Source organism: Pelotomaculum sp. FP, assembly GCF_004369245.1.
In the GTDB taxonomy this organism is placed as follows: Bacteria; Bacillota; Desulfotomaculia; order Desulfotomaculales; family Pelotomaculaceae; genus Pelotomaculum_C; species Pelotomaculum_C schinkii.
Genome location: NZ_QFGB01000009.1, coordinates 50,676 through 76,704 on the forward strand (window position 1 = coordinate 50,676; position 26,029 = coordinate 76,704).

Here is a 26,029-nt window from a genome sequence, read left to right on the forward strand (position 1 = left end):
CTCCTTTAATCAAATATCTTCTTAGCCGAGACCGAGCAGTCTGCCGAACTGGTAGACCAGGACTGCCATCAGCCAACCGAGTACCAGCGTGTATGCCACGGCAAAAGCCGTCCAGGTCCAGGAGTTTGTTTCCCTCTTAATTGTCCCGATCACGGCGGCGCAGGGAATATAGAGCAAAGTCATAACCATGAAGGCATAAGCGGACAGGGGTGTCCAGGCTTGAGCGATTGCCGCCGTTAAGCCGGCCTCTTCAGCTCCGTAGATTACACCCAGGGTGCCGACAACCACCTCTTTGGCCAGGATGCCGAATACCAGAGCGACTGCCGCCTCCCAGGTACCGAACCCGGCAGGTTTAAAGATTGGCGCCACAAAGCTGCCAATCCAGCCCAGGATGCTATCCTGGCTGGCGTATTCTACTCCAACGGGCAAGTTGGACAGTGCCCAGACCAGTACCACTACTGCGAAAATAATCGTCCCGGCCTTACGGATAAAGGAACTGCCCTTCTCCCACATGTGGATGAAGGTGCTTTTAAGGGTGGGTACGCGGTATGGGGGTAATTCCATGACGAAGTGGGAGGTTTCCCCTTTAAACAGGAACCGCTTGAACAGCATCCCCATCAGGATAGCCAGCGCCAGCCCCAGAAGGTAAAGCGAGAAGATTACCAATCCCTGGTTTGCGGTGAAAAAGGCGCCGGCAAACAAGATATAGACAGGCAGCCGGGCCGTGCAGGACATCAGCGGCGTGATCAAGATGGTGATCAACCGGTCTCTTTTATTCTCTAATGTTCTGGTGGCCATGACAGCCGGGACGTTGCACCCGAAGCCGATCAAAAGCGGAATAAAGGACTTGCCGTGTAAGCCGAGGGCGTGCATAAGCCGGTCCATGATAAACGCCGCGCGGGCCATGTACCCGCTGTCTTCCAAAAGTGAGATAGCAAAAAACAACAGAAATATATTAGGAATAAAGACCAGGACAGAGCCTACGCCGCCAATAATGCCGTCAACTATCAGTGACATCAGGAGCCCGGGCATGCCGGCGCTCTCCAGCCAGGCTCCGGTCACTCCGCCAAACCACTCAAAGAAGGTTTCAATCCAGCCGATAAAGGGGTCGCCGACTGTAAAGGTGAACTGGAATATGGCCCACATGGCGAATAAGAAGATCGGAATTCCCAGGTAGCGGTTGGTGACAATACGGTCGATCTTGTCGGATCTGGAAAGCCGTTCTTCGGTCGTCTGCCGCCGCGTCATGACCTCTTTGGCCAGGCCGCCGATAAAGCCGTAGCGTTTGTCGGCGAGCAGGGATTCAATGTCCTCTCCCAGAAGTCCCTCCAGGCGTTTGACGGCTTCGGCGCGCCGGGCCAGCAGACGCTCCAGGCCGGGATACTTCGCCAGTCTTTTCAGGACGCCTTGATCACCCTCAAGCACCTTCACCGCCAGCCACCGGGGCGCAAAATTTTCCACCAACTGCCGGTTTGACAAGATATCTTGTTCCAGGGCGGCCAGTTCAGTTTCCACTTCTTTACCATAGTTGATTTGAACAACTCGCGGGTTTTTATTGCCGGCCGCTTGTAAAGCCTGTGCCACCAGTTCTTTCGTCCCCTGGCCGCGGGTGCCTACCGTCCGGATCGCCGGTACGCCTAATAGCTCGGAGAACCTGGCCGCATTAATGTCTATCTGCTTTGCTTTCAGTTCGTCAGACATGTTCAGGGCGATTACCAGATTGGAGCCCATCTCCAGAAGCTGTGTGGTCAGATAAAGGTTGCGTTCGAGGTTGGTAGCGTCAATGATATTGATGACCACGTCAGGTTTTTCAAATAGAATATAATCGCGGGCAACCGCTTCGTCTTCCGAGTAAGCTCCAAGGCTGTATGTCCCGGGCAGGTCCACCACCCGGATCACCTTTCCTTCAGAAACAAGTTGTCCTTCCTTTTTTTCAACCGTTACGCCGGGCCAGTTGCCCACATGCTGATGTGCTCCTGTCAAACTGTTGAAGATTGTGGTCTTGCCGGAGTTGGGGTTGCCAGCCAGGGCCACCACGATCTGTTTTTCATTTTTTATGGCTTGCGCCGCTTCCATATGGAAACCACCTCCTGATAGTTAGTCGAGACTAACATTTTTTGAAAAAAATTATGCTTTACTGGCTTCTTCTACCAAAATCTTCAAAGCCATTCCCCGGCCGATAGCCAGGCGCCCATCCCCGACAGAAATAATCAGCGGGCCGCCCATATCGTTTTTGATAATGCTTAACCTGGTACCGCGAACAATACCCATTTCCGACAATCGCTGGGCTAAATTCCTGCCGCTGCCGAGTTCCCTGACGACGGCGTCCCTGCCTACCTGGAGAAATCCAAGGGGTAAAACGCTGCCACCCATGGCTACACCACCTCCACAAAGATAGTAGCGGCTTCTTCTTTTCTGAGGCTCAGATGATAGCCTCTCACCAATACCTCAATAGGATCTCCTAGAGGGGCCACGCCCTTCACGAAGATTTCTGCCCCCGGTGTAACACCCATTTCCAGGATCCGGCGGTGAACAGGCCCTTTCGCCGTAGTGCGCAGCACTTTACCCTTTTCTCCGGTTTGCAGCTCGCTGAGAGCCCTGGTATTAACCGATCTCAATATTTTTGCCTCCTTTCCTTCATCCCATATCGGGTTTTTCATGGCGCCCGCCCCGGAGGAGATGCCAGCGCCAGCGGCTCCTTCCGGTTTACCGGTTGTCTCCAGAAATTCCATAAACTTTTCCAGGGTTTGCTGGCTGACCACATGTTCCATCAGGCAGGCGTCCTTTTCGGCAATTTTAGGATCGACACCCAGCACTTCAACGAGAAATTTTCTCAATGTTCGGTGCCGGTGGCGTACTTTAATCGCCAACTCTCTTCCTGCGCAGGTTAATTCAACCGGTCCGTATCTTTCCTGAGCTACCAGCCCCAGGTCTTTCAGGCTGCTGATAGCCTGGGATACACTTGCTTTGGCGATGCTCAACATGTTGGCTATATCAGTAATCCTGGCCAAACCGTCATCTTTTTCGGACAGGTTCAGTATTGCTTCCAGGTAGTCCTGCATAGACGAAGATATGGCAAAGGTCCCGGTCATGAAAACACCTCCTTGAATAAATGGTAGAGAAAGGTTAAGCAAACCTAACTCTCAAATTAAAAAATAAGAAGAATGATTATCATTCTCAATGGCCTATTCTAAAGATAAACTTTTATTTGCCTCTTTGTCAAGAATAATTTTTGAGAATGCCGGCGTCGGACACGCGGAAGTGATCTTGCTACAAAAGAAAGTTGCGGCGACCGGATCGCTGCCTGCAACCGTCTGGCTAAAGCGATCAAAGAAGCCGGGTACGATGCAGTTTAAGATTTCCCGGTTAATCCCGGTCAAGGCTGCCGGAGGTTTGGCCGGGATGACTTAATTAATATTGATAATCATGTGATATTCTTCTTGACAATACAGGACATATAAAATTACAATTAGCATATAAATGATAATGATTATCATTATCATTTATAAAAAGAATAGCCGTGATAGGGGGTAATATCAAAGATGAACAATGGCTTAAAACAAAGATTATCCACTAGAAAGCAGTTATGGGAGATTGATAGCCAGTTGTTGTGCTCTGTTTGCGGTACCTGCTTATCTATGGAGGAACAACGTAGACTGTTGCGTAAACTGAATATAGAGGAAGCCGGCTGTTTGGATTACGAGATTCACTCTCTGGTGGTACAAAATGGGGCCTTTTATAATAAGATTTCTTACCAGTTTAACAAGCTGCTGAACCAAAAATATCGATATGAAATAGCGCAATACGGTAAGTTGAATGAAAAGGAGTTTTCCGTAATATGGCAAGAACATTATTCCAAAGGAGATGTGTGTGGGCTGTATTGGGTTGGCGTCACCCACCGGGGCTTTGCGGAGAGCTTTGTTCAAAGAATGTTTTGCGATATCCACATGTTGTCTCATCTTAACAGCAGGGAGAATCGAAAGGAAAAGGCGGAGCGTAAACAATTAGAGGAACAAAACCGCAAGTTGCGGGAAAAATTTCTTATCCAAAAAAGTCTGCGCAAGGAGCAAAGCCGGGAACTGGCAGCAAGTAATAGAAGTCTTAAGCTGTTAGAAAGAAAACTGTCCGATCTGGAAAGGCATGTGAATTCACAAAAAGATACCCGGGAAATAGAGATCCAAGGCGAAACGCCATTATATCAGCAGCTGAAAAATGAAATAGATGAGCGGCGGAGGGAATTGGAACAGTCTTTTCACCATATACAAGATCTTACCAGGGAAAAAGAGAACCTTTCCAGGGAGCTGGCTTATCAACAAAAGGTAAACCAGCAAATATACGAGGAACTTCAGCGCATGTTGAAGGAGGTGTGCAACATGACGCCTGCATGTCAAAAGGCTGCCCGGGAAGTGAATCAGTGCAGGCGCCGGATTTTGATGGTGGGGGGAGTGAGTCGTTTAAGCGCTCTTTGTCAGGAAATGATAGAAGGAATGGGGTATGATTTTACTTATCATGATGGATACATGAATACCGGGGAGAATAAGCTCAAGCACCTGATTCATAATGTAGACATGGTTCTCTGCTCTACCGATTGCAACAGTCATGGAGCCTGTCAAAGTGTAAAAAAAATATGTAAACGTTTGAATAAGGATTGCTGTTTCTTAAATAACACCAGTTTAAGTTCCATATTTAAAATTGTCCAGAATATCAATACAGCGGAACCGGAGAGCGTGGCGCTGCGTTCTCAGCGAAGTTCCTAAATATTCCCTGTCAGGATAAAGAGCAGGATTACATAATGAAAATAAGATATAGAAGGAGTTAATTTTTATGAAAATTATTACGCTTATGGAGGAGCAAGAAATAGACCCTTTTGCAGGTAATATTGAGAAAGAAAACCTCGAATGGATGAGAAAGCGGGAGGGAAGAATGAAGAAAACAGGCGTCAATCGTGTCGCTGCAGGATTGGTATTGCAAGAAACTCCTGGTGAGCAAGGAATGACAGCCGCCGCGAAAGGGCTTCTTGATGAAGAAAAAAGGCTGCAACGGGAGATGTTTTTACTGGATAAAGAGCTTAAGCTGCAGTTTATAGAAGCCTTAAACAGGATGGAAGGAAAAGAATATATAGCTGCTTTCATTGCCTTTGGAGCTGCCCCAACGCTAATGGGCAAAAAACCTTCTTCTCTTATCGCCTTTAATAGTAAAGTAAAAGGTCATATGTTTTTATGGCAGCGGTACGGCAGAGAGGTATGTGAAGAACTCAAACTGCAATACCTCGTGCTTAAAGAAGGAGACGGGAATGTGCTGGTGCTCTTTTACAAGAGCGCAATGCTTGAGTTGTTTGTTAATACCGAGCGTAGTCTGCAATTCTTAAGAAGAATGGGTTATGGGGAAGCAGTGACCCTGGAGCAGAAGCTCCATATGTTGAAGAAAAGGTTTAAGGAGCTATGTCCTCATGAGGTAGGCATATTTCTGGGCATTCCCGTGGAGGATGTGGAAGGATTTATCAAGCATAAAGGGAAAGAGTGCCTCACCAGCAGGGATTGGAAGGTGTATAGGAATCCCAGGCGGGCCGAGATCCTTTTCAGAGTTTATGACACGGCAAGGAGCAGTGTTGCCAGGGCTGTTGTGGGGAATTCTAAAAAATGGGAATATTGTAGCGGCAACGAAGGTTGCGCGGAATCAGAAAGCTTGATGCCGCATTCCTATAATTGAAACTATAGACAGAATAATGAAAATAAAGTATAATGCAAATATTAATATTATTTGACATTACTTTACATGAAAAAACCAACTGATTGAGTAACAAAATATGAACGGGGAACCAGGTGAGAATCCTGGACGGTCCGGCCACTGTATGTTGGGTAGTAACTTCCACTAGCCACTGGATATTAGTCTGGGAAGGCGGAAGCGTCGATGACCCATGAGTCAGGAAACCTGTCTATGAAACATAGCGCTTTCCAGGGAAAGGCGCGTGATTTGACTGTCATAATGTTGACATCAAAGTCCCGGTTTTTCTATTGGAAGAGCCGGGGTTTTTATTTGCTGCTATTCAATTTTCGTTATTATTTTTCTTGCATAATAATGGTAATTAAAGCATATTTTTATTTTGTGGGGGGCTGTTATATTTCTTTAAAGAAGAGGTGCTTTATGAAAAGTAAATTTATATTTTTTTTATTTATGGGAGCCGTTCTTTTTTCCTTTGTAATAATAACACCTGCCCGATGCCAGGAAAGTGAAGAAGGACAGAGTTGGAATAAAGAGCAGGTTGTCAGGGCCAAGATTCTTAACGTCGAGGATAAATTAAATTCTCAAGAAGTTATGGGAGCGCCGGAAAAAGGAAAAGAACAATCAATTACTGTAAGAGTTCTGGGTGGACAGTATAATGGGCAAGTGCTTCAAGTGCCGCACACGATCTCGAATCATCCGGGCTATGATATAAATGTTCAGCCAGGTGACGAAGTTATTTTATATATAGAACCAGATGGAAACAGCATTAAAAATGCATACATTACAGATTATGCCAGGGATAAGAAATTGCTTTACATAACCTTGCTTTTTGTGTTTACTTTGTTATTGCTGGGAGGTAAAAAAGGGTTCAAATCAACTATCTCCCTAGTCATTACCATCGGAGCAATATTTCTGGTATTGCTTCCCCTGATACTACAGGGCTATGATCCGGTTTTAATGACTATTATTATATCTGCTGTGGTGGCAGCAGTAACCCTTGCCATCGTTGGAGGAATAACAATCAAGGCGTTATCTGCCCTCATAGGAACTACTGGAGGAGTGCTGACAGCAGGGCTATTAGCCTTGACTGTTGGAACTGCAGCCCAGCTTACCGGTTTCAGCGATGAAGATATGCACATGCTCCTTTACATACCTCACAGTATAGATTTCGATTGCCGCGGCCTGTTATTCGCAGGCATGATTATCGGAGCCCTTGGCGCGGTAATGGATGTGGGGATGTCCATCGCATCTGCCATAGAAGAAATAATGAGGGCTAATCCTGCCATAGGCACAGGTCAATTAATTCGAGCTGGCATGAACGTGGGGCGTGATATCATGGGTACTATGGCTAATACTCTTATTCTGGCATATACCGGAGGAGCCATTCCCCTCATGCTCGTATTCATGGCATATGATACACCTTTTTTAAAGATAATTAACCTCGATTTAATAGCCACTGAAGTTGTACGCGCCTTAACCGGCAGCATCGGGTTAATTATGGCTATACCTATTACTTCATTCACCTCCGGTATATTGTTTGGCTTGATAAAAAGGAACGTGAATCCGATAACATAAATATTAAATAATTGACATAATAACTAAAAAGTGTTTAAATGTGGGTAACTAAATAATTTTGTCCAGGTTCCTCCGCATGGCGGGGGTAAAAAGGGAACCGGGTGAAAATCCCGGACGGTCTGGCCACTGTAAGTGGGGAGCAACTCCCAAAATGCCACTGGATTTATAATCCGGGAAGGCGGGAGACACGCTGTGATCCGCAAGTCAGGAGACCTGCCTGGTCAATAGCGCCGCCTTCCGTAGAAAGGACAGGGCTTTAGCTGTGTTTATTAAGGTATGTACCTTGAAAAACCCGGCCTCTTAACGGATGAGGCCGGGTTTTTCATGTTGATATCTCCTTCTTTCGTTTTACCTGTTCAGTGATGAATAGGTATCCTTTTTAAAATAATTAGCAATTACATAGAGCCTTCAAACCCATACTTTTACAAGCCTTGATGCAGCATTCTCATGGATATTGAAATTATTCAGGCAGATTTTGTTTATTGAGGCACAGCAGAAGCAGAAATATCTTCTTAGGACAGGAGGTGGATGACTTGCTGGAGCGTCATTGCGCTGCGGGAAACTGCGTGTCGCATTGCAACTGACGGTTAGTCGCCGCCGGTAGCGGTTATCGCGCAGTGCAAGATGGAGTGATTTGAGAAAGGCAGGATGAGACAGTGAAAGCGATAAAGTTTACCCCGCAACTGGTGGCCCTGGCGGTGACGGCTTGTTTTCTAATAAGCCTGCTGGCGCCGCTGGTTAAGCCGGGCCGCTCGGAGTCAGCAGAGCTATTCCTATCGGATAAGGCAGTGCAGTTTCTTTGTAATGAATACGTCGATAACGGCATAATAAATTCTGATGTTGGGGTGGGTTCTTATGCCCTTTTTGTTTTAATCCAGGCAGGTGTTGATGTCAGTACATGGGCGCATGAAGGGGTCAGTCTTAAGGATGCGGTAATAGCCACAGTAACAGACGATATAGCAAACGCAGATAAAGTTTCTGCGAAGTGTCTTGCCCAAGACCTAGCGGTCGTGAAGGCGCTGGGGCAAAACGCTTTGACGGACCGATTGGTTATTATTTTAAAAAACAAGCAGGGGAGCCAAGGATTTGAGGATACGGGACCGTTCAGTATATACAGCAATATGCCGGCCTTTGATCTGTTAAGCAGGGTCGGACGAATCAACCAGCTAAATGCCGTCCAGGCAAAGGACTATATCCTGGAGCAACAGTATCTCAAGGTAAAAGATGTACATTACGGCAGTTGGGGGTCATCGGAAAATGATCAATATTATGCCGATTTCATGGCAACAGCTGGAGCAATACGGACTCTTAATGGCCTGGATCCCGAAAAGAGTGACGCTCAAATACAAGAGGCTATCAATAACGGCCTTGGCTGGATGAAAAATCAGCAAAAAGCCGGCGGCAACTTTATGGCCGGTATGGACGATACACTGATAGACACCTGTGAAGTAATTATAACTTTAAAGGCGCTGGGAATGGACCCCGGGACCTGGCAGAGCAGTGAAGGAAATAGTGCTGTTGATTATATCATAAACAATGCGCTCAATCCTGACGGAAGCTTCGGTGCGGCACAGAACGCTATGGATGCTACCTGGGTGCTTTGGACGTGCCTGGCCCTGAACGGGAAAATTGATACACAGCCGCCGGCACAACCGGATTTGCAGGTACGGCCTGACCCGGAAATTTTCAATGACATTCCAGACCATTGGGCTGAAAATACTATCTATTGTTTGGCGGGGAAAGGCATTATATCGGGTTATCCTGACGGCGCCTTTAAACCTGAGGCGCAGGTGACACGTAATGAAATAGCCGCCATGACGGTGCGGTTATTAAAGCCGGAACCGGCAACAACGCAAGAATGGCAAATAACCGGTGAAAAGTTTACAGACGCCGCAGATATTCCCCAGTGGGCGCAGGAGTCCATTGCCGCAGCGCTGAGGGAGGGGATTATCTCCGGATATCCTCAGCCGGACGGTTCATTCACCTTTGAAGGGGCAAGACAGGTAAGCCGCGCCGAATTATCTGTTATTATGACCCGGATTATCGAAAAGAAATTAGGGCAGGCAGCGCCTAAAACCCTGGATTTTGCCGATGTAGCTCAACTTCCTGAGTGGGCTAGAGGGGCTATTGGTATCGTATACGCCAAAGGTATTGCCGGGGGATATCCAGATCGGACTTTTCAGGCGGAAAACCCGGTGACCAGGGCGGAAGCGGCCTCCATGATGATGCTCCTGGCTGATCTGCTTGAGACAAAATAAAAGTGGAAGACTACGCTCTCCATATGGAACGTTTAAAAAAACAGGTATCAAGAAAATCTGGTTGATTAAATGGGGGAATGGAGCTTGTGTATCAGTAAAAAAAAGTTTAAAAAATTAACTGTGCTGCTTGCTGTGTTGATGACCCTAATGCTAATAATGCCCGCTGCCGGCGTTAATGCTTCAGGGAAAGCAGTACCGCCGGTAAATAGCGCCGTGCAGTTTCTCTACAACGACTACACAATAAACGGCATAAACAATTCCGACGCCGGGGCAGGCGCTTATGCGCTTTATGTTTTAAACCAGGCAGGTGTTGATGCCGGCACATGGCTGCATGGAGGGGTCAGTCTCGAGGATGCGGTAATAAGCGCCGTATCCGGTGATATAGCAAACGCCTCAGATTCGTCTGTAGCTCCCGCCAAACTCCTGGCCCAGGATCTGGCGGCGGCAAGGGCGTTGGGGCAAAATGATTTGACAGGGCAATTGGTGCAAGTTTTACAAAACAGAGAGAGCAGCACGGGTGTTGACAACAACCTGTACAGCGATATACCGGCCTATGATCTTTTAGGCAGGGCAGGCTCGATTAGTGTAATAAATGCAGTTTATGCAAAGGACTACATTTTAGGGGCACAGAACACTACAGTTAGCGATGCTGCCTATGGCAGCTTTGGCAGCTCATTTGGCGGGACTTTTTATCCTGACTTTATGACCACGGCGGAAGCAGTGCGGGCGCTTTATTACCTGGACACTGCCGGGAGCGATGCCCGGATCCAGGCGGCCATCGATAACGGCCTGAATTGGATGCGGCAGCAGCAGCAGGCCGACGGAAGTTTTAATGTGGGAGGCTGGGATGACCCTGTTGTAGATGCCTCAGAAGTAATTTTAACCTTAAAGACGCTGGGAAGAGATCCTGCCGCCTGGAAGAGTAGTGAAGGAAAAACCGCAGTTGACTATCTCATGAACAATGCCTTAAATGCTGACGGGAGCTTCGGCGCCTCAAAGAACTGCATGGACGCCACCTGGGCACTTTGTGCCTATAATTCATTGGGAGCGGAATGTACATGCTGGCGTTTTTATCTTTACCCCTCCAGCGCGACCTTGAAGGTAGGGGTTCAAAAACAGTTAGATGCGATGTGGCAAAATGCAGGCGGGACAGCTGATGTAACGCAGTACGCGCAGTGGTCTGTCGCCGACAGCAGCATTGCCGGTGTCGACAGCAGCGGCCTGGTCACCGCTTTAAAAGCCGGGCAGACCGTAGTGAATGCTGTTTACGGTGGACTTACGGCTTCAGCTGATTTGACCGTAAATTCTTCGGGTGGGAATAGCGGGACAGAAAATGCCGTGGGCCTGGCCGTTGTGGGTGTAAATGGTGAGCTTTTATACGGCCCTTCTGATGTCACCGTGGCTGAGACAAATAAATGGGGTCTCACCGCTCTGGGCGCTCTGGACTCCTCCGGCATATCCTACCATACCTCTTCATGGTCTTACGGCTATCTGGTGGATTCAATCTGTGGACAGGCCAGCAGCGGGATGTCCGGCTGGATGTATGTCGTTAACGGTTCAAGCCCAAGTGTCGGCGCAGATAAATACAGTATTAAGGACAATGACAAGATCATCTTTTATTACAGCAAAAGCATGGATCAGCAGCCTCCCAAATGGGATGAGCTTGGAAAACAGACTTCTTCCGGGGGTTCCGGTGGCCAATCCAACCTGCCTGCCCCGGTGAGCGATACCGCCTTAAATACTGCTATCCAAAAGGCCGACGCTGCTGGCGTGGTTGCCTTACAGGCGGATGATGCGCAAACTTCACTGGCCCTGTCAAAGGACCAGTTGACCAAAATAATAAACACAGATAAACCGCTGGCCGTTACCGTCCAGGGAGTGCAGTTCGTTTTATCCACAGACAGCCTCAAAGTACCGGAGTTAACGTCTGCAAGTACAGTACAGCTGCAGCTGACCGCGCAGAAATTAAGCAGTAAGGACGCGCAAAGTCTAATGGAGTCCTTTGGGGTCAAATATAAACTGGCCGGCGATATTTATGAGCTAAACGTGCTGGCCGTCAATGAGGACGGCACGCAGCAAAAAATTGAACAATTTCCTGGATGCACGGTGCTGTTGCCAGTACCAGAGGATTTACGGGAGACAGCGGCTGATGGCAAGTTAATGGCCTACCGGTACAATGAAGACAGCAAAATGTGGGAAGAAGTGGGCGGTACATACGATCCTGACAGCAATACCATCACCTTTAAAACCGGACACTTCAGCAAGTACGCCTTGATGGAATCAATTTCCCCACTTGAGGTGAAGAGCTTCAAAGATATCGCCGGACATTGGGCGCAGAAGGAGATTGAATGCATGGCCGCAAAAGGGTATGTGGCCGGTGTAGGCGACAATGAATTTGCGCCGGAGGTCACGGTTACACGGGCCGAATTTGCTGCTATCCTGGTCCGTATGACTGGATTGACGGCCGATCCCGGCGGAGCGGATCGCTTCAGCGATGTACCTGCCGGCGCCTGGTACAGGGGCACGGTAGGCGCAGCTACTAGCGCCGGTTTAATCAACGGGACGTCCGAAAACAGCTTTGCGCCGGACGAGCCGGTTACCCGTGAACAAATGGCGGCCATGATCTTAAGACTGATGGCTAAAAACGGCCTGGACATGACCCTCAGCGACACAGACGCAGCTGAATTGCTGGGAGGTTTTAACGATGCCGCAGATATTTCTCCCTGGGCCTGCTCGCCGGTAGCCCTGGTGGTAAGGGATGGTTTAATGCTCGGCCGGGAAAACGGACAGTTCATGCCGCTTGGCAATGCTACCAGGGCGGAAGCCACGGTTATGCTCTACCGTGTGCTGCAAAAGCTCCAACAGGCAGGAACATTATGAATTGGCTGGTTTTTTGCGCGGGAGCGGGTCTTACTCCGCTCCCTGCTCTGAAAACAACTGCTCAGCACATAAAGCGATACCCAAAAAATGTAGGTGCGCATCATTTGTACAAACGTGTCGCATTTTTAATATGAGGTGATTTTATGAAGCGAAAGGCCTTTTATCTTATTGCTTTGCTGGTTATTCTGGCCGGGGTAATCGTGCCGGCCCTTTGCATGGACAAGGTGTTTAGTTCCGGCCAGCAGTCCCGGCAGACGGAAAGCACCGGCATAAATGCTGAAGAACAGGGCAGTCCGGCAAACCAGAACAGGCCAGACGCGGATGATGGCCTTGCTTCTCCTGAGCCGGGTAAAGTCCAGCCTGCTGATGAAACAAGGCAAGGCGATCCGGCTCCGGAACAGCAGGCGGCTGCGCCGACCAGCGATTCCCAGGCAAAAGCGGCGGTTACCCAGGCTTCGGACGATGCCGCTGCAACTGTCCAGACTACAGGTGATACTGTGGCGGCTGCGGCGCCAGATAACGGCTGCGCGGTGTGTATTGCCATTGTGGGGAAAAATAGCGAATTACTTTACAGGGCTGGACAGGTTGTTGTGGGAAAGGACAATAAATGGGGCATTACCGCCTTAGGCGCCCTTGATGCCGCCGGCATCCCTTATACCACTTCGCCGACCTGGCCCGATTTTGTTTATTCCATCAGCGGACAGGCCAACAGTGGCGTGTCAGGCTGGATGTATTCAGTCAACGGTGATGTTCCCATGCACATGGCTGATAAACACCCGGTAAAAGCAGGGGATAAAGTGATCTGGTGGTACAGCAACAGCATGGATCAGCCCCAGCCCCAATGGGAAGAGCTGTCCCAGTAAAAGAACGCCCTGCCGTGATACCGGTTTCATTGAAGATATACATAAAAAGTAAAGGGGCGGCAAATTTGTTCGACAAGCTTTACTATCAGGAAAAGGGCCTTTTTTTGCAGAGCTTTCATCCTGCTGCAGTCCTGGCATACCTTTTGGTCCTCCTTGTGCTCAGTCTGCTGTATGCAAATCCCCTTTATCTTTTAGCCTTGTTTTTTCTTCTTGCCCTTTTAATCAAAGAGGTAGACGGCATGGAGGCCTGGGAGGGGTTTTTGAAAGCAGGCGTCTTTTTGATGCTTATGATCATGATTATCAACCCCCTGGTAATCAGGGCCGGCTCCACGATCATCTGGCACGGCCCGCAGGCGCCATATCTGGGCAAGCTCGATATATCAATGGAAGCTCTGTATTATGGAGCTGTTTCGGGGATCAGGCTGCTGGTAATCATGAGCATATTCTGCCTTTATAACCTGATGATCAACCCGGACAAGATCCTGAATCTCTTTTCCAAAGTGGCCGGCCAATCCGTTCTGATGATCGCTTTATCCACGAGAATGTTTCCCACCATGGTGCGGGACTTAAAAAGGATTAAAGAAGTGTTGCAGTTTCGCGGCGTTGATTTCGATGAGGGAAGCCTGTGGAAGAAAGTAAAGAAATATTCCTGTCTTTATACTGTTTTGCTTTTATCCTCCATGGAAGATTCCATGGAGATTGCCGAATCCATGCAGGCCAGGGCTTTTGGAAGCGGTAAGCGTTCGGTTTACAGCCGTTATATGCTGAGACCCAGAGATATCCTCTGCGCGGGGGGGAGCTTCCTGGCTTTGTTTGCCGCCATCTGGGGTTTGCAATACGGGTGTGGTCAATACACCTTTTATCCTGAGGCAGATGTTTTGATTAAAGGATTACCGACACTCATTACCCTGGCCGCTGTGCTTTTTTATATGTCCGTACCGCTTATTTTGAGCGAGGGGTGGAAAAATTGCCGCTGTTTAAAGTCGAAAATTTAACCTATTTTTATCCTGAAACGGATCGGGCCGCATTAAGAAATATAAATTTGGAGATTGAGGAAGGGGAATTCATCCTGGTGGCGGGCGGCTCCGGTTCGGGCAAGTCCTCTTTGGCCAGGGTATTGGCGGGACTGGCCCCTGATTTTTACGGGGGCAGGATCGGAGGCAAGGTTTTCTTTAAAGGGAAGGACATCAGGACCATGAACCGCAAAAAGCTGGCCAGGGAAGTAGGTATGGTCTTCCAGGACCCGGAGAAGCAGATCGTGCAGACCCATGTGGAGGCGGAAATTGCCTTTGGCCTGGAGAATCTGGGCTTAAGTAATGAAGAGATGCTGCGGCGGATTGCGGAGGTAATCTGTTTCATGAATCTGGAGCAGATCAGAGAGGCATTTGCGGCCAATCTCTCCGGCGGTCAGAAACAAAAGCTGGCGCTGGCTTCCGTTCTGGCCATGCAGCCTCACGCGCTCATCCTTGATGAACCGACTTCCCAGCTGGATCCCGTCTCGGCGGAAGACATCCTGAATCTGGCCAAGCGGCTGAATGAGGAAATGGGCTTTACGGTGATCATGGTTGAGCAGCGGCTCGAGCGCTGTTTTCATTTAGCGGACCGGGTTCTGTTTATGGAAAACGGCGAAATTTCATGTGACGGGAGCGCTCAGGAGGTGGCCCGTAAAACAATAAAAGGAGGCATGCCTTTTGTACCGCCGGTGTCCAGGTTTTTTGCCGACCTGAATGTCTCCTCTGTGCCCATTACGGTAAAAGAAGGCAGGAATCTTTTACGGTCTTATCTAAAAGAAAATCAAACTGCCGGCGGGAACCAATCCGGCGCATGCCATAAAAGTGTCCGCGCTGGAGATTTGATGGAGCGTCAGAGCGCAGTCCGCATGAAAAACCTGTGGTTCGCCTATCCAGGGGGGCGGGAGGTTTTAAAAGGCGTCAGCCTTGATCTAAAAGAAGGAGAATTTGTAGCAGTCCTGGGCGAAAACGGCGCGGGCAAGTCGACCATGCTCAAACAGATAACCGGCATGCTTAAGCCGGACCGGGGCAGGGTCGAGGTGCTGGGCAAGGACATAAGCAAGAATGGGTTTAAAGAGATCAGAAGGTTTACCGCATACCTGTCCCAAAATCCCAATGATTATCTTTTCCAGGACACGGTAGAAGATGAGCTGCTCTTTACCTTAAAGAATTTTGGCTTAAAAGACTTATCTGTTGTCAATGAAATACTGGAAAAATTTCATCTGTCGAAGTACCGCAAGACGAACCCCCGGGACTTGAGCAGCGGAGAGCGGCAAAGAGTTGCCCTGGCTTCGGTCATGGTCACCGGACCCCGGCTCATTATTCTGGACGAGCCGACCAGAGGGGTTGATTTTCGCCTGAAAGCGGAATTGGGCGGATTTTTACAAAAAGAGACAGAAAAAGGCAGCACGGTAATTGTAATAACTCACGATGTGGAGTTCGCCGCCGAATTTGCCGCAAGGGTGGTGATGATGTTCTCGGGGAGAATTGTCAGCGATGGAGAAAAGCACGATGTGCTGGCCAAATCAGTTTTTTTTGCTCCACAGCTAAGCAAAATGACCCGGGGTATCTGCGATGGAGTGCTCACTGTAGCCGAGGCGAAAGAAAAAATCTATCCTCTTGCCGCCGGTAAAGCAAGTATAGCTTAAAAAAAGCAGGGGTGAAAGTATGTGGGAGCGAATTGGGGTCTTTACATGACCTTGATCGGCATTTTTTCCATTGCCCTGCTTATGTTCGGCATGGAGAAAAAAAAAGACTTTAACGCGCGGCAGGTATCCGTCATTGCCGTGCTGGCTGCTTTGTGCGCAGCAGGCAGGGCGGTAACGGGCGTTGCCCTGCTCTTTTTGCAGCCCACCATGTTTTTGGTGGAGATAACGGGGTTTGTATTCGGGTCGCGGGTCGGCTTCTTTGTAGGCGCCATGACACCTTTGATTTCCAATTTTTTTATTGGGCAGGGTCCCTGGACGCCCTGGCAGATGCTTTGCTGGGGTATGGTGGGTGTCTCCGGGGCGGCGGTCAAGGTTTTCTTCCCCGGGGCGGGTCATAAAACCCTGGCTGTGCTTTGTTTTTTCTGGGGCTACCTTTACGGAGCAGTCATGGACATCTGGCAGTGGAGCACCTTTATGAACCCGTTAACGGTTAAGACTTATTTTCTCCTCTGGGTGGCAGGTTTCAGTTTTGATTCCATGCGCGCCGCAGGCAATCTTCTCTTTTGCGCCGCCCTGGGTTCTCAGACTATAAAGATATTGAGATACTTCCACAAAAAAATGGATGTGCAGTATCTGGAAAATCTATAAGGGGGTCAAGGCTTTTTGAAAATGAAAAGAATGCTGCTGTATTTTATATTTTCACTGGCCTTGTGCTTTATCGTGCAAGGATTGTTGTTTGCTGAGAGGTCAATAGCAGCATCCGCTCAAACTCCTGAGGTAGAGTGGGCCAATACTTTTGAAAGAGGAGAGGCCCATTTTGTAGAACAGACAAAAGATGGAGGCTATGTTGTATCCGGCTGGATAGAAGCAGGCCAGGAAGGGCCCGACGTTTTCCTCGCCAGGTACGACGGCGGCGGTAACAGGTTATGGCTGAAGACATACCGGGGCAATGGCTACAATGACAGTCACTGCGTCAAAGAAACCAGCGAAGGCGGTTTCATCATTGCCGGCGAGACCAAATCCAGGCACGGGTATGACCATGATGTATACGTGGTGAGGACCGATGAGAAAGGTGAAATGATCTGGGAAAAGGAATTCGGCGGAGAGCGCTGCGACTATGTCTGGTCGGTTCAGCAGACAAAGGACGGCGGTTTCATTATTGCCGGGGGAACGGAGTCCTGTGGCGCGGGGATCTATGATGTCTACCTGATTAAATTGGATCTTAACGGTAACGAAATCTGGGAAAAAACCTATGGCGGGGCGGGTTCCGACTGCGGCTATGCTGTTTTGCAGCTTGCTGACGGAGGGTATCTTGTGGCGGGGAATGCCGAGTCCTTTGGCGCCGGTAATCCTGACCTGTATCTTCTCAAGACGGATGGCGACGGAAAAATGCTCTGGCAGAAAACATACGGGGGTAAAGGTTCAGACTACGGCTGGTCTTTAGTAAAAGCCGGTGACGGCGGGTTTTTAATTGCCGGTGAGAAGGAGATTACCGGCGACCGGGGCGGTGGATTTGCGGCGGTTCTGATAAAAGTTGACCCCGATGGAAATGAGCTTTGGGAAAATACATACGGAAACAACAGCGTAAGTTCGTTTTATTCTGTCAGTCAAGCGAAAGACGGCGGTTATATCCTGACGGGTAAGAAAGAATCTGCGGAGGGTGGCTACGATCTTTACGTGGTTAGAACAGATAAAAACGGCGGCCTTGCTTGGGAGAAAACAGTAGATGGTACCGGCGGCAACAGCGGTTACGCTGTTTTGCAGTCTAAAGACGGCGGCTATATCGTGGCGGGGGAAAAAGGAATTGAGAAAAGCGCCGGTAGCGAAATATTTCTGTTAAAACTAAAATCGGAGCGTAACCCAATTGGCGGCCTTGTATGGTTAATTGGCGCTGCAGCAGTTATTCTCATCATAAGTTTGCTCATTTATAGAAAGTCTTTGCCCAAAAAAGCCGGGCTTTTTAGAAAAGAAAATGTAGTCTGAGTATCTGAAAGGATGGAATTGTGTGCAGAAAGAGGATGAGCAAGGAAAATGCGGAGAAGAAGTAAAAGTAGCGCTGGTCCATGCGGCTATCCACTGGAAGGATAAGGAGAAAAACCTTGCTAAATTATTGACCTTAAATGAAAAGGCTGCCGGAACCGGAGCGCGCATTATCTTGAACACAGAATTGGCTACCGCCGGCTATGCGTTTGAAAGCAGGGACGATATTGCCCCCTTGACGGAAACCATTCCCGGCCCTACAACCAGGGCTTTTGGCCGGATTACGAAACAGTATGAATGCTATATCTGTATTGGTCTGCCGGAGGTGGATCCCAGGACAGGCGTATTTTATAATGCGGCTGCATTAATCGGGCCCAAAGGACGTGTTTTAGGCAGGCATCGCAAGGTGGCGCCGGCCTTCAGGGAAAACCTGTGGGCGGCCAGGGGCAACCTTCCCGTACTGGTGGCGCAGACGGAGTTCGGTAAGCTGGGGGTAATGATTTGCGCCGACGCCTATTCCTATAAACCGGCCAGGGCAGCTGCACTGCAGGGAGCCCGGCTCCTGCTCGTGCCGGCGAACTGGCCTCCCGACCATCAAAATCCGGAAAAATTTTGGCGGGCGCGGGCGGCGGAAAACGGGATTTACGTACTGGCCTGCAACCGGACGGGCAAGGATAAGAGCATGGATTGCCGTTCGGCGGAGTCTTTTATTATTGATACCGGCGGCGGTGTGGTCAGGCAGTTTAGTTCAACGGATGACAGTATTGTTTACGGTACACTGCCTCTGAAAAACGGCAAATTTATCTCATCGGCGGCGGAGGATATCCTGGGCCGCAGGCGGCCTCATTGTTACACTAACATATCTTTGGATACCTTTTCTCATTTTAATCCTGAGTTTCTGCTCGGGTTGCCGGAACCAGCGGACTTTACGGTCGCTACCCTGCAATTCCGGCCTGTATCCCGGGATCCTCCGGCAAATACGGAGAAGATGCTTAAGCTTATCGATGAGGCCGCAGCTATGGCTGCAGCTGAGGGCTTTACACTTAACCTGGTTATCCTCCCGGAATTATCCGCCACGGGAATTATTTTTGAGCAGCGGGAGGCGGCGAAGTGGTGTGAAGAAATTCCCGGTCCTGTGACTGGAGCGTTTACCCGGAAGGCAGAGGAAAAAAATATTTTTATTGTCCTGGGGATGGCGGAAAGACACGCCGGAAAAATCTATAACAGCTGTGTCCTGATCGGTCCCGGTGGAGTGGAAGGGAAATATAGAAAAATCCATCTATCGACCTATGAGCAAAAATGGGCTGAAGCGGGAGAAGGGGAGGTCTCTGCCTTTGATCTTCCCTTCGGCAGGGTCGGTATGCTGGCCGGCTGCGACCTGATGTTTCCCGAGAGCGCTGATGCGTTAGCCAAACTGGGTACGGACGTGCTCTGTGTGCCGGCCCTTTGGGGAGACTGCGAGAGCAAGTTTATCTGGGAGGCCAGACTGGGGGAGCAGATGCACCTGGCCGTAGCCAACCAGTGGGGGGATTTCGGCAAGTTTTATGCCATTGGCGGCAGTCTCATTTACAGTTATTCCCGGTATCCGGAAAAAAGGATCAAGTCGGAGTCTCCTGCAGGAGGTGACAAGATCAACATCATGCGGCTGTGCGCTAAAGAAACCAGGGAAAAGAGGTTCCTGGAAAATATAGATTACGAAGTCCTGCTGTATATGGAAGGCGCTACCTGATCGATACATTTTTGCAGCGTCATTCCTTATTATTGAAAAACATTGTCGATCCGTATATGACGGCGGCAGCTTGATGCCGCATTCCTGTAATGGAAACTATAGACAGAATAATGAAAATAAAGTATAATGCAAATATTGAGAGCAATTCCATTGCCTTACATGGAATGAGTTGATTGTCAAACAAAATATTGGCAGGGAACCAGGTGAGAATCCTGGACGGTCCGGCCACTGTATGTCGGGTAGTAACTTCCAAAAAGCCACTGGAGTTGGTCCGGGAAGGCGGAAGCGGCGATGACCCGCGAGTCAGGAAACCTGTTCATTTAACATAGCGCTTTCCAGGGAAAGGCGCGTGATTTGACTGTCATATTTTTGACATCAAACTCCCGGTTTTTCTTTTGAAAGAGCCGGGATTTTTATTTACTGCGATTTAATTTGCGAGGAGGTATTTATGGTGGGTACATCGGATTTGCAAAAAGGATATGTGCAGGTGTACACCGGCAACGGCAAGGGCAAGACGACGGCTGCCTTAGGGTTGGCTTTTCGCGCCATGGGCCGCGGGCTAAAAACCTATATCGGCCAGTTTATGAAAGGACAAAAGTATTCCGAATTACAATCGGCGCAGATGTGCAAGCCTTATATCACAATAGAACAGTACGGCAAGGACACCCTTATCCATGTGCAGAATCCGCCTCTGGAAGAGGACGTCAAAATGGCCCGGGAAGGGCTTGAAAAAGCGAAAAAAGCCATGAATTCAGGTGAATACGATCTAATCGTTTTTGATGAAATAAATACCGCCCATTTCTTTCATCTCATTACCATTGAAGAAATGCTCGAAATCATTAACTCCAAGCCTGAGCGCGTTGAAGTAATATTTACCGGCCGATATGCTCCGCAAGAGATTGTTGACGCGGCGGACCTGGTAACGGAAATGCTGGAAATAAAGCATTATTACACCAAGGATGTCCCTGCCCGTGCCGGTATTGAACGGTAACAACTTTGCCCATAGATCTTTAGAATGGTATTGAAACAGGCCAGAATTTTACAGGCGCATGAAAGCGCCTGCGTTTGCGCGAGGGGAGGGGGGAAATTTTTAACGACAATTGAAAAGTGCGGAACAGGTTGCTTGTTGTAATCAAAGGGAAGACCGGTGCAAAGCCGGCGCGGTCACGCCACTGTATGGGTGATTGCCTCGAAATATGTCACTGGCAGGCATTGCCGGGAAGACTTCGAGGTGCAGATGACCCCGAGCCAGGAGACCTGCCTGTTCCAGATCACCAGATGTACCTACGTTTGATAGGGAGGTGATGGTTAAACTGCGGGTTGTAGTTTTTTTGCTGCGACCTGTACTATGTTTGGCATAATATCCCTATCCCGGACAGGATGGGGTTTTATATTTTTCAGCAATAGCCGGTTTAAGGAGGTGAAGATTGGCTTTATGAAGCGAAGTTTATTGATATCCAGTCTTGAGCCCGAGTTCGATGAGTTTCTCCTGGATTGTAATGATCACCTGGAAAAGATTGCGTTTACACCTCTGGAGGAACGCATCAGAGCTGAAGACCCCGCATTAATCAACGGCATTTCTAACCTAAAAGCTTTGATGGGGGAATTTGACTTTGATAAATATATTAATTCCTTGATCGGTATGAGCAGGCATGAGGATATAATGTTTTTAATTACAAAAAATGCCATGTACAAATCGGTGATTGAATTAAGGTTCGTCAAGTCAATCATTGAGAGTTTTGGAGCAAGCGGATGCAGGATTATGGTCATGCCCTTTTGATTCATCCAGAAAGACAGCGGATATTCAGTATAGAGTTTCATAAATAAATTGATTAGTTCTTGCAGCAGAAAGGAGTGAAGACAGCGGCTCAAAACCTGTCTTGATCAGACAGACATTCTTGCCGCTGAAGCAGCGCCGGCAAAAGGATGCGGGCAAATTTGCACCGCGTTGGCTAGGCCGGGGCTGCCGGGATTCATTTTCAGGACAGAGATGGTCCGCGAATATTATGCCAGGAGAGGATAAAGGCATAGAACAGAAAGAGACATGCGGGTCAAGCCGGTTGTTTGGCGAATTTCCTTACGCCCGCTATGAAGAATGGCGTAAAGCTGCCGAAAAGTCGCTCAAAGGAGCTTCTTTTGAGAAAAAGTTAATCAGCAAGACTTATGACGGCTTCGAAGTCCAGCCGATTTATTGGCAAAGCGATGTTGAAGATCTGCCGCATATGGGTTCATTACCCGGATTTCCGCCTTTCGTGCGAGGCAGCGCAGCTCTGGGCTATTTTTTGAAGCCGTGGGAGGTAAGCCAGGAGTTCTCTTATGGCGATCCGGTGATGTTGAACCAGGCGATCCGGCACGACCTGCAGCGCGGCCAGACAGAGTTTAATTTTTGGCTCGACTATGCCGGGCTGGCGGGCCTGGACGCTGACGAGGCCGTAAGCGAAGATGTCGGCCGTGCCGGCGTTTCCATTTCCAGCCTGGCTGACCTGGCCAGGGTGCTGGAAGGCATAGACCTGGAAAAAACACCTGTCTATATGCAGGTCGGCACGATGGGTTTGCCTGTTCTCGCGCTGTTAAGCGCTTATATGCGGCATCAAGGGAAATCTACAGAAAAGCTGCGCGGCTGTATCGGTATGGACCCGCTGGGCCTGCTTGTCCGTACGGGCGTCCTGCCTTATTCGCTGCAGGACGCTTATGACGCGATGGCCTGGACCACCGCCTGGGCCAGGGAACATGCTCCGCTATTGCAAACGGTTTTAGTTCAGGGGCATCCTTATCACGACGCCGGCGGCAGTGCAGTACAGGAACTGGCCTTCGCCGCGGCGACAGCGGTCGAATACCTGGGAGAGATGCAGGCCAGGGGAATACACGTTGACGACGCGGCTGCGCGGATGCGTTTTTCCTTTTCGCTGGGGTCGGATTTCTTTTTGGAAATCGCCAAGCTGCGGGCCGCCCGCCTGATCTGGTCGCAAATCGCGGGTGCTTTCGGCGGCAGTGAAAAGGCGCAAAAAATGTACATGCACGTGAGTACTTCAAACTGGAATAAAACGGTCTACGATCCTTATGTGAATATTCTGCGTACGACGACGGAAGCGTTTGCCGGCGTTATAGGGGGCGCCAACAGTATCAATATCGGGGCGTTTGACCGGGCGATCCGGCCGGCCGATGAGTTTTCCCGCCGCATTGCCCGCAACATTCATTTTATTTTAAATGATGAGGTCAATTTGACCATACCGGTTGACCCGTCGGGCGGGTCCTATTATATTGAAAAAATGACTGACTCCTTAGCCGGGCAAGCCTGGTCCTTGTTTCAGGAAGTAGAAGCAAGGGGCGGCATGTTCAAAGCGCTGCAGGAGGGATTCCCGCAGGAGCAGGCAGCCCAGACAGCGGCCGGGCGAAAAGCAAACATAGCCCGGCGCAAAGATATCTTTGTCGGAACGAACATGTATCCAAATACCATTGAAAAACCGCTTGCCGACAATCCGGTCGACTACAAAATGATGAAACGGGACCAATCGAAACTCCTTGCCGGCTACCGCGCTTCCATGGATAAAGCCGCGTTGCAGGAGGCGCTGAACGCGCTGGTGGAAGCGAAGGCGCAAGGCGGCGGGGTTGTCGAAGCGGCCGTTAAGGCGGCTCTGTCCGGCGCTACGCTCGGAACCCTGGCCTGCGCTGTGCAAACAGAAGGCGCCGTTGTCCCTTCGATCTCTGCCATTAACATCCACAGGGGTGCTGAAATCTTCGAATTTTTGAGGAAAACCTCGGAGGCGTACAGGGATAAAACCGGGTCGCCGCCCAGGGTCTTTCTGGCCAATATGGGGCACATTCCCCAGCATAAACCAAGGGCCGATTTTACCACGGGTTTCTTCGAGACCGGAGGATTTGAAGTGCTTAAAAATGACGGTTTCCCCACCGTGGAAGAAGCAGCCAGGGCGTTTGCCGATTCCGGCGCTTCCATTGCTGTTATTTGTTCAACCGATGATACCTACTCCGAGCTGGCGCCGCCGCTGACAAAATTGATCAAAGACGCCAGACCTGACACCACCGTGCTGCTGGCCGGTTACCCGGCCGATCTCGTGGAAGCCTTCAGGCAGGCCGGCGTGGACGATTTTGTTCATGTGCGGGCCAATTGCTATGAGCTGCTTCTAAAACTGATGAAGCAGAAAGGAGTACTGTGATGGGTAAAAAACCTGATTTTACAACGATAGAATACGGCCCGGACGGTCCGGCTCCCGATCTGTCCAAGTGGCGCGCGCTGGCGGAAAAGCAGGCGGGAAAAGCTCTGGAAGATATGTGCTGGCGGACGATGGAACAAATCGACGTCAAGCCGCTTTACACCAGGGAAGACACTGAAAAAGAAGAACACCTGGGCTACACGGCGGGAGTACCTCCCTATTTGCGGGGACCTTATCCCACCATGTATGTGGTACGGCCCTGGACCGTGCGTCAGTATGCCGGATTTTCCACGGCGGAGGAAAGCAACGCTTTTTATCGCCGCAACCTGGCCGCCGGGCAGAAGGGCTTATCCGTCGCTTTTGACCTGGCCACGCACCGGGGGTATGACTCCGACAACCCCCGGGTTGTTGGGGATGTGGGTAAGGCCGGGGTGGCTATAGATTCCATATTGGACATGAAGATTCTGTTTGGCGGCATTCCGCTTGACAAGATGTCGGTTTCCATGACCATGAACGGGGCGGTTCTGCCGGTCCTGGCGTATTATATCGTAGCGGCAGAAGAACAGGGCGTCAAGTTGCCTCAGCTTTCCGGTACCATTCAAAATGATATTCTCAAAGAGTACATGGTGCGCAATACCTATATCTACCCGCCCGAGCCGTCTATGCGCATCATTGCCGACATTTTTGCCTTTACCTCCCAGAACATGCCCAAGTTCAACAGTATCAGCATCTCAGGCTACCACATGCAGGAGGCCGGCGCTTCGTGTGACCTTGAATTGGCCTATACCCTGGCAGACGGCCTGGATTACGTGCGTACCGGCTTGAAGGCGGGTATCGATATTGACGCGTTTGCGCCCAGGCTGTCTTTTTTCTGGGCCATCGGCAAGAATTATTTTATGGAAGTCGCCAAGATGCGGGCCGCCCGCCTGCTCTGGGCCAAGATCATAAAACAGTTCAATCCCAAGAACGAAAAGTCTTTGGCCCTGCGCACCCATAGTCAGACTTCAGGCTGGAGCCTGACGGAGCAGGACCCGTACAACAACGTGGCCCGGACCTGTATTGAAGCGATGGCGGCAGCTTTGGGCCACACCCAGTCGCTGCACACCAATTCCCTCGACGAGGCAATCGCCCTGCCTACCGACTTTTCCGCCCGCATCGCCCGCAACACCCAGCTTTACCTGCAGGATGAAACCGGTATCTGCAAAGTAATTGACCCGTGGGGCGGCTCGTATTACGTGGAGGCCCTGACCGGCGCTATCACACGCCGGGCCTGGGAGCACATCCAGGAGGTCGAATCTCTCGGCGGTATGGCCAAGGCGATCGAAACCGGCCTGCCGAAGATGCGCATTGAAGAGGTGGCGGCCAGGCGCCAGGCTCAGATCGACTCACGCAAGGAATCAATCATAGGCGTCAATAAATATCGCCTGGCCAAGGAAGACCCGATTGAAATTCTGGAGGTTGATAATACTTCCGTACGCCTGGCGCAAATAAACCGCCTGGAAGAATTGCGCGCCGGGCGTGATGACGCCAAAGTGCAAGCGGCATTGAACGCCATTACCCATGCGACGGAAACCGGGGAAGGCAACCTCCTCGCCCTGGCTATTGAGGCGGCCAGGGCAAGAGCCAGCCTTGGTGAGATCTCTGATGCCATAGAAAAGGTGACCGGTCGTCATAAGGCTGTCATCCGTTCCATTTCCGGCGTGTACAGCACCGAGTTTGGCGAGGAGCGCGAAGTGGCCGTGGTCAAGCAAATGGCTGACGACTTTGAAAAGCGCGAAGGCCGCCGCCCCAGGATCATGATTGCCAAGATGGGACAAGACGGTCATGACCGTGGCGCCAAGGTGATCGCCACCGCTTTCGCCGACCTGGGCTTTGATGTGGATATCGGTCCGCTTTTCCAGACTCCGGAAGAAACGGCCAGGCAGGCGGTGGAAAACGACGTGCATGTTGTCGGTATGAGTTCGCTGGCGGCCGGCCACAAGACTTTACTGCCGCAGCTGGTAGAAGAATTGAAAAAACTCGGTCGGGAAGACATCCTGGTTGTAGCCGGCGGGGTTATTCCCGCGCAGGATTACGAGTTTTTAAAAGCACACGGAGCCGCCGCCATATTTGGGCCGGGTACGGTCATTCCGGTTGCCGCTCAAAAGGTTATAGAAGAAATCAATCAACGCCTGCAGGAAGTCAGTTGA

The 26,029-nt window shown here is 50.0% G+C and carries 19 protein-coding genes and 4 riboswitches; of the genes, 16 read left to right on the forward strand and 3 right to left on the reverse strand.

What is annotated here, in order from left to right; all coding sequences use genetic code 11:
• Window positions 1-21: 21 nt before the first annotated feature.
• The 3 genes from feoB to Psfp_RS05530 are packed head-to-tail and all read right to left on the reverse strand — an operon-like array spanning window position 22 to window position 3,092.
• Window positions 22-2,076 carry a ferrous iron transport protein B gene (feoB, locus tag Psfp_RS05520; RefSeq protein WP_134217551.1) on the reverse strand — a complete coding sequence of 685 codons (2,055 nt, stop codon included), beginning with the start codon at window positions 2,074-2,076 and terminating at the stop codon, window positions 22-24.
• A 51-nt stretch (window positions 2,077-2,127) separates the two neighbouring features.
• Window positions 2,128-2,373 (reverse strand): FeoA family protein, encoded by a 246-nt coding sequence (locus Psfp_RS05525; RefSeq protein WP_134217552.1) that lies wholly within the window; start codon window positions 2,371-2,373, stop codon window positions 2,128-2,130.
• A gap of 2 nt (window positions 2,374-2,375) precedes the next feature.
• Complete coding sequence (locus tag Psfp_RS05530) at window positions 2,376-3,092, reverse strand: DtxR family transcriptional regulator (protein ID WP_134217553.1); 717 nt, start codon at window positions 3,090-3,092, stop codon at window positions 2,376-2,378.
• A gap of 124 nt (window positions 3,093-3,216) precedes the next feature.
• Here Psfp_RS05530 and Psfp_RS21280 point away from each other — a divergent pair, with 124 nt between their 5' ends.
• The 16 genes from Psfp_RS21280 to scpA all read left to right on the forward strand — a co-directional run bounded on the left by Psfp_RS21280 (window position 3,217) and on the right by scpA (window position 26,029).
• Window positions 3,217-3,411, forward strand: coding sequence for a hypothetical protein (locus tag Psfp_RS21280; RefSeq protein WP_153189500.1), 195 nt, complete (start codon window positions 3,217-3,219; stop codon window positions 3,409-3,411).
• Window positions 3,412-3,542: 131 nt separating this feature from the next.
• A complete protein-coding gene (locus Psfp_RS05535; RefSeq protein WP_134217554.1) occupies window positions 3,543-4,757 on the forward strand; it encodes a DUF2325 domain-containing protein in 1,215 nt (404 codons plus the stop codon).
• Window positions 4,758-4,824: 67 nt separating this feature from the next.
• Window positions 4,825-5,709 (forward strand): DUF3793 family protein, encoded by an 885-nt coding sequence (locus tag Psfp_RS05540; protein WP_134217555.1) that lies wholly within the window; start codon window positions 4,825-4,827, stop codon window positions 5,707-5,709.
• A 63-nt stretch (window positions 5,710-5,772) separates the two neighbouring features.
• A riboswitch (cobalamin riboswitch) is annotated at window positions 5,773-5,954 on the forward strand.
• 124 nt (window positions 5,955-6,078) lie between these two features.
• Window positions 6,079-7,299, forward strand: a complete 1,221-nt coding sequence (locus Psfp_RS05545; RefSeq protein ID WP_243120493.1) for a YibE/F family protein — start codon at window positions 6,079-6,081, stop codon at window positions 7,297-7,299.
• Between the two features lie 47 nt (window positions 7,300-7,346).
• A riboswitch (cobalamin riboswitch) is annotated at window positions 7,347-7,535 on the forward strand.
• 420 nt (window positions 7,536-7,955) lie between these two features.
• Window positions 7,956-9,557 (forward strand): S-layer homology domain-containing protein, encoded by a 1,602-nt coding sequence (locus Psfp_RS05550; RefSeq protein ID WP_134217557.1) that lies wholly within the window; start codon window positions 7,956-7,958, stop codon window positions 9,555-9,557.
• 84 nt (window positions 9,558-9,641) lie between these two features.
• The gene (locus Psfp_RS05555) at window positions 9,642-12,437 is read left to right on the forward strand and encodes an S-layer homology domain-containing protein (protein ID WP_192895279.1); all 2,796 of its coding nucleotides are present in this window, start codon (window positions 9,642-9,644) and stop codon (window positions 12,435-12,437) included.
• 143 nt (window positions 12,438-12,580) lie between these two features.
• Window positions 12,581-13,300, forward strand: coding sequence for a DUF4430 domain-containing protein (locus Psfp_RS05560; RefSeq protein ID WP_134217559.1), 720 nt, complete (start codon window positions 12,581-12,583; stop codon window positions 13,298-13,300).
• 65 nt (window positions 13,301-13,365) lie between these two features.
• Window positions 13,366-14,295, forward strand: coding sequence for an energy-coupling factor transporter transmembrane component T (locus Psfp_RS05565; RefSeq protein WP_134217560.1), 930 nt, complete (start codon window positions 13,366-13,368; stop codon window positions 14,293-14,295).
• Window positions 14,268-15,959: an energy-coupling factor transporter ATPase gene (locus Psfp_RS05570; RefSeq protein ID WP_134217561.1), complete on the forward strand. Its 1,692-nt coding sequence runs from the start codon at window positions 14,268-14,270 to the stop codon at window positions 15,957-15,959. Before Psfp_RS05565 ends, Psfp_RS05570 begins: the two co-directional genes overlap by 28 nt.
• Before the next feature lie 21 nt (window positions 15,960-15,980).
• Complete coding sequence (locus Psfp_RS05575; RefSeq protein ID WP_134217562.1) at window positions 15,981-16,607, forward strand: ECF transporter S component; 627 nt, start codon at window positions 15,981-15,983, stop codon at window positions 16,605-16,607.
• A gap of 15 nt (window positions 16,608-16,622) precedes the next feature.
• Window positions 16,623-17,942, forward strand: a complete 1,320-nt coding sequence (locus Psfp_RS05580) for a hypothetical protein (protein WP_134217563.1) — start codon at window positions 16,623-16,625, stop codon at window positions 17,940-17,942.
• Between the two features lie 22 nt (window positions 17,943-17,964).
• Complete coding sequence (locus Psfp_RS05585; protein ID WP_134217564.1) at window positions 17,965-19,668, forward strand: carbon-nitrogen hydrolase family protein; 1,704 nt, start codon at window positions 17,965-17,967, stop codon at window positions 19,666-19,668.
• A 149-nt stretch (window positions 19,669-19,817) separates the two neighbouring features.
• Window positions 19,818-20,003: riboswitch (cobalamin riboswitch) on the forward strand.
• Between the two features lie 113 nt (window positions 20,004-20,116).
• Complete coding sequence (locus Psfp_RS05590) at window positions 20,117-20,659, forward strand: cob(I)yrinic acid a,c-diamide adenosyltransferase (RefSeq protein WP_134217565.1); 543 nt, start codon at window positions 20,117-20,119, stop codon at window positions 20,657-20,659.
• 108 nt (window positions 20,660-20,767) lie between these two features.
• A riboswitch (cobalamin riboswitch) is annotated at window positions 20,768-20,948 on the forward strand.
• A gap of 155 nt (window positions 20,949-21,103) precedes the next feature.
• Window positions 21,104-21,448, forward strand: coding sequence for a hypothetical protein (locus Psfp_RS05595; RefSeq protein ID WP_205079476.1), 345 nt, complete (start codon window positions 21,104-21,106; stop codon window positions 21,446-21,448).
• A 100-nt stretch (window positions 21,449-21,548) separates the two neighbouring features.
• Entirely contained in the window at window positions 21,549-23,843 is a 2,295-nt protein-coding gene (locus tag Psfp_RS05600) for a methylmalonyl-CoA mutase family protein (RefSeq protein WP_205079478.1), read from the forward strand.
• On the forward strand, window positions 23,843-26,029 hold the full coding sequence (gene scpA / locus Psfp_RS05605) for a methylmalonyl-CoA mutase (protein WP_134217567.1): 2,187 nt from the start codon (window positions 23,843-23,845) through the stop codon (window positions 26,027-26,029). Before Psfp_RS05600 ends, scpA begins: the two co-directional genes overlap by 1 nt.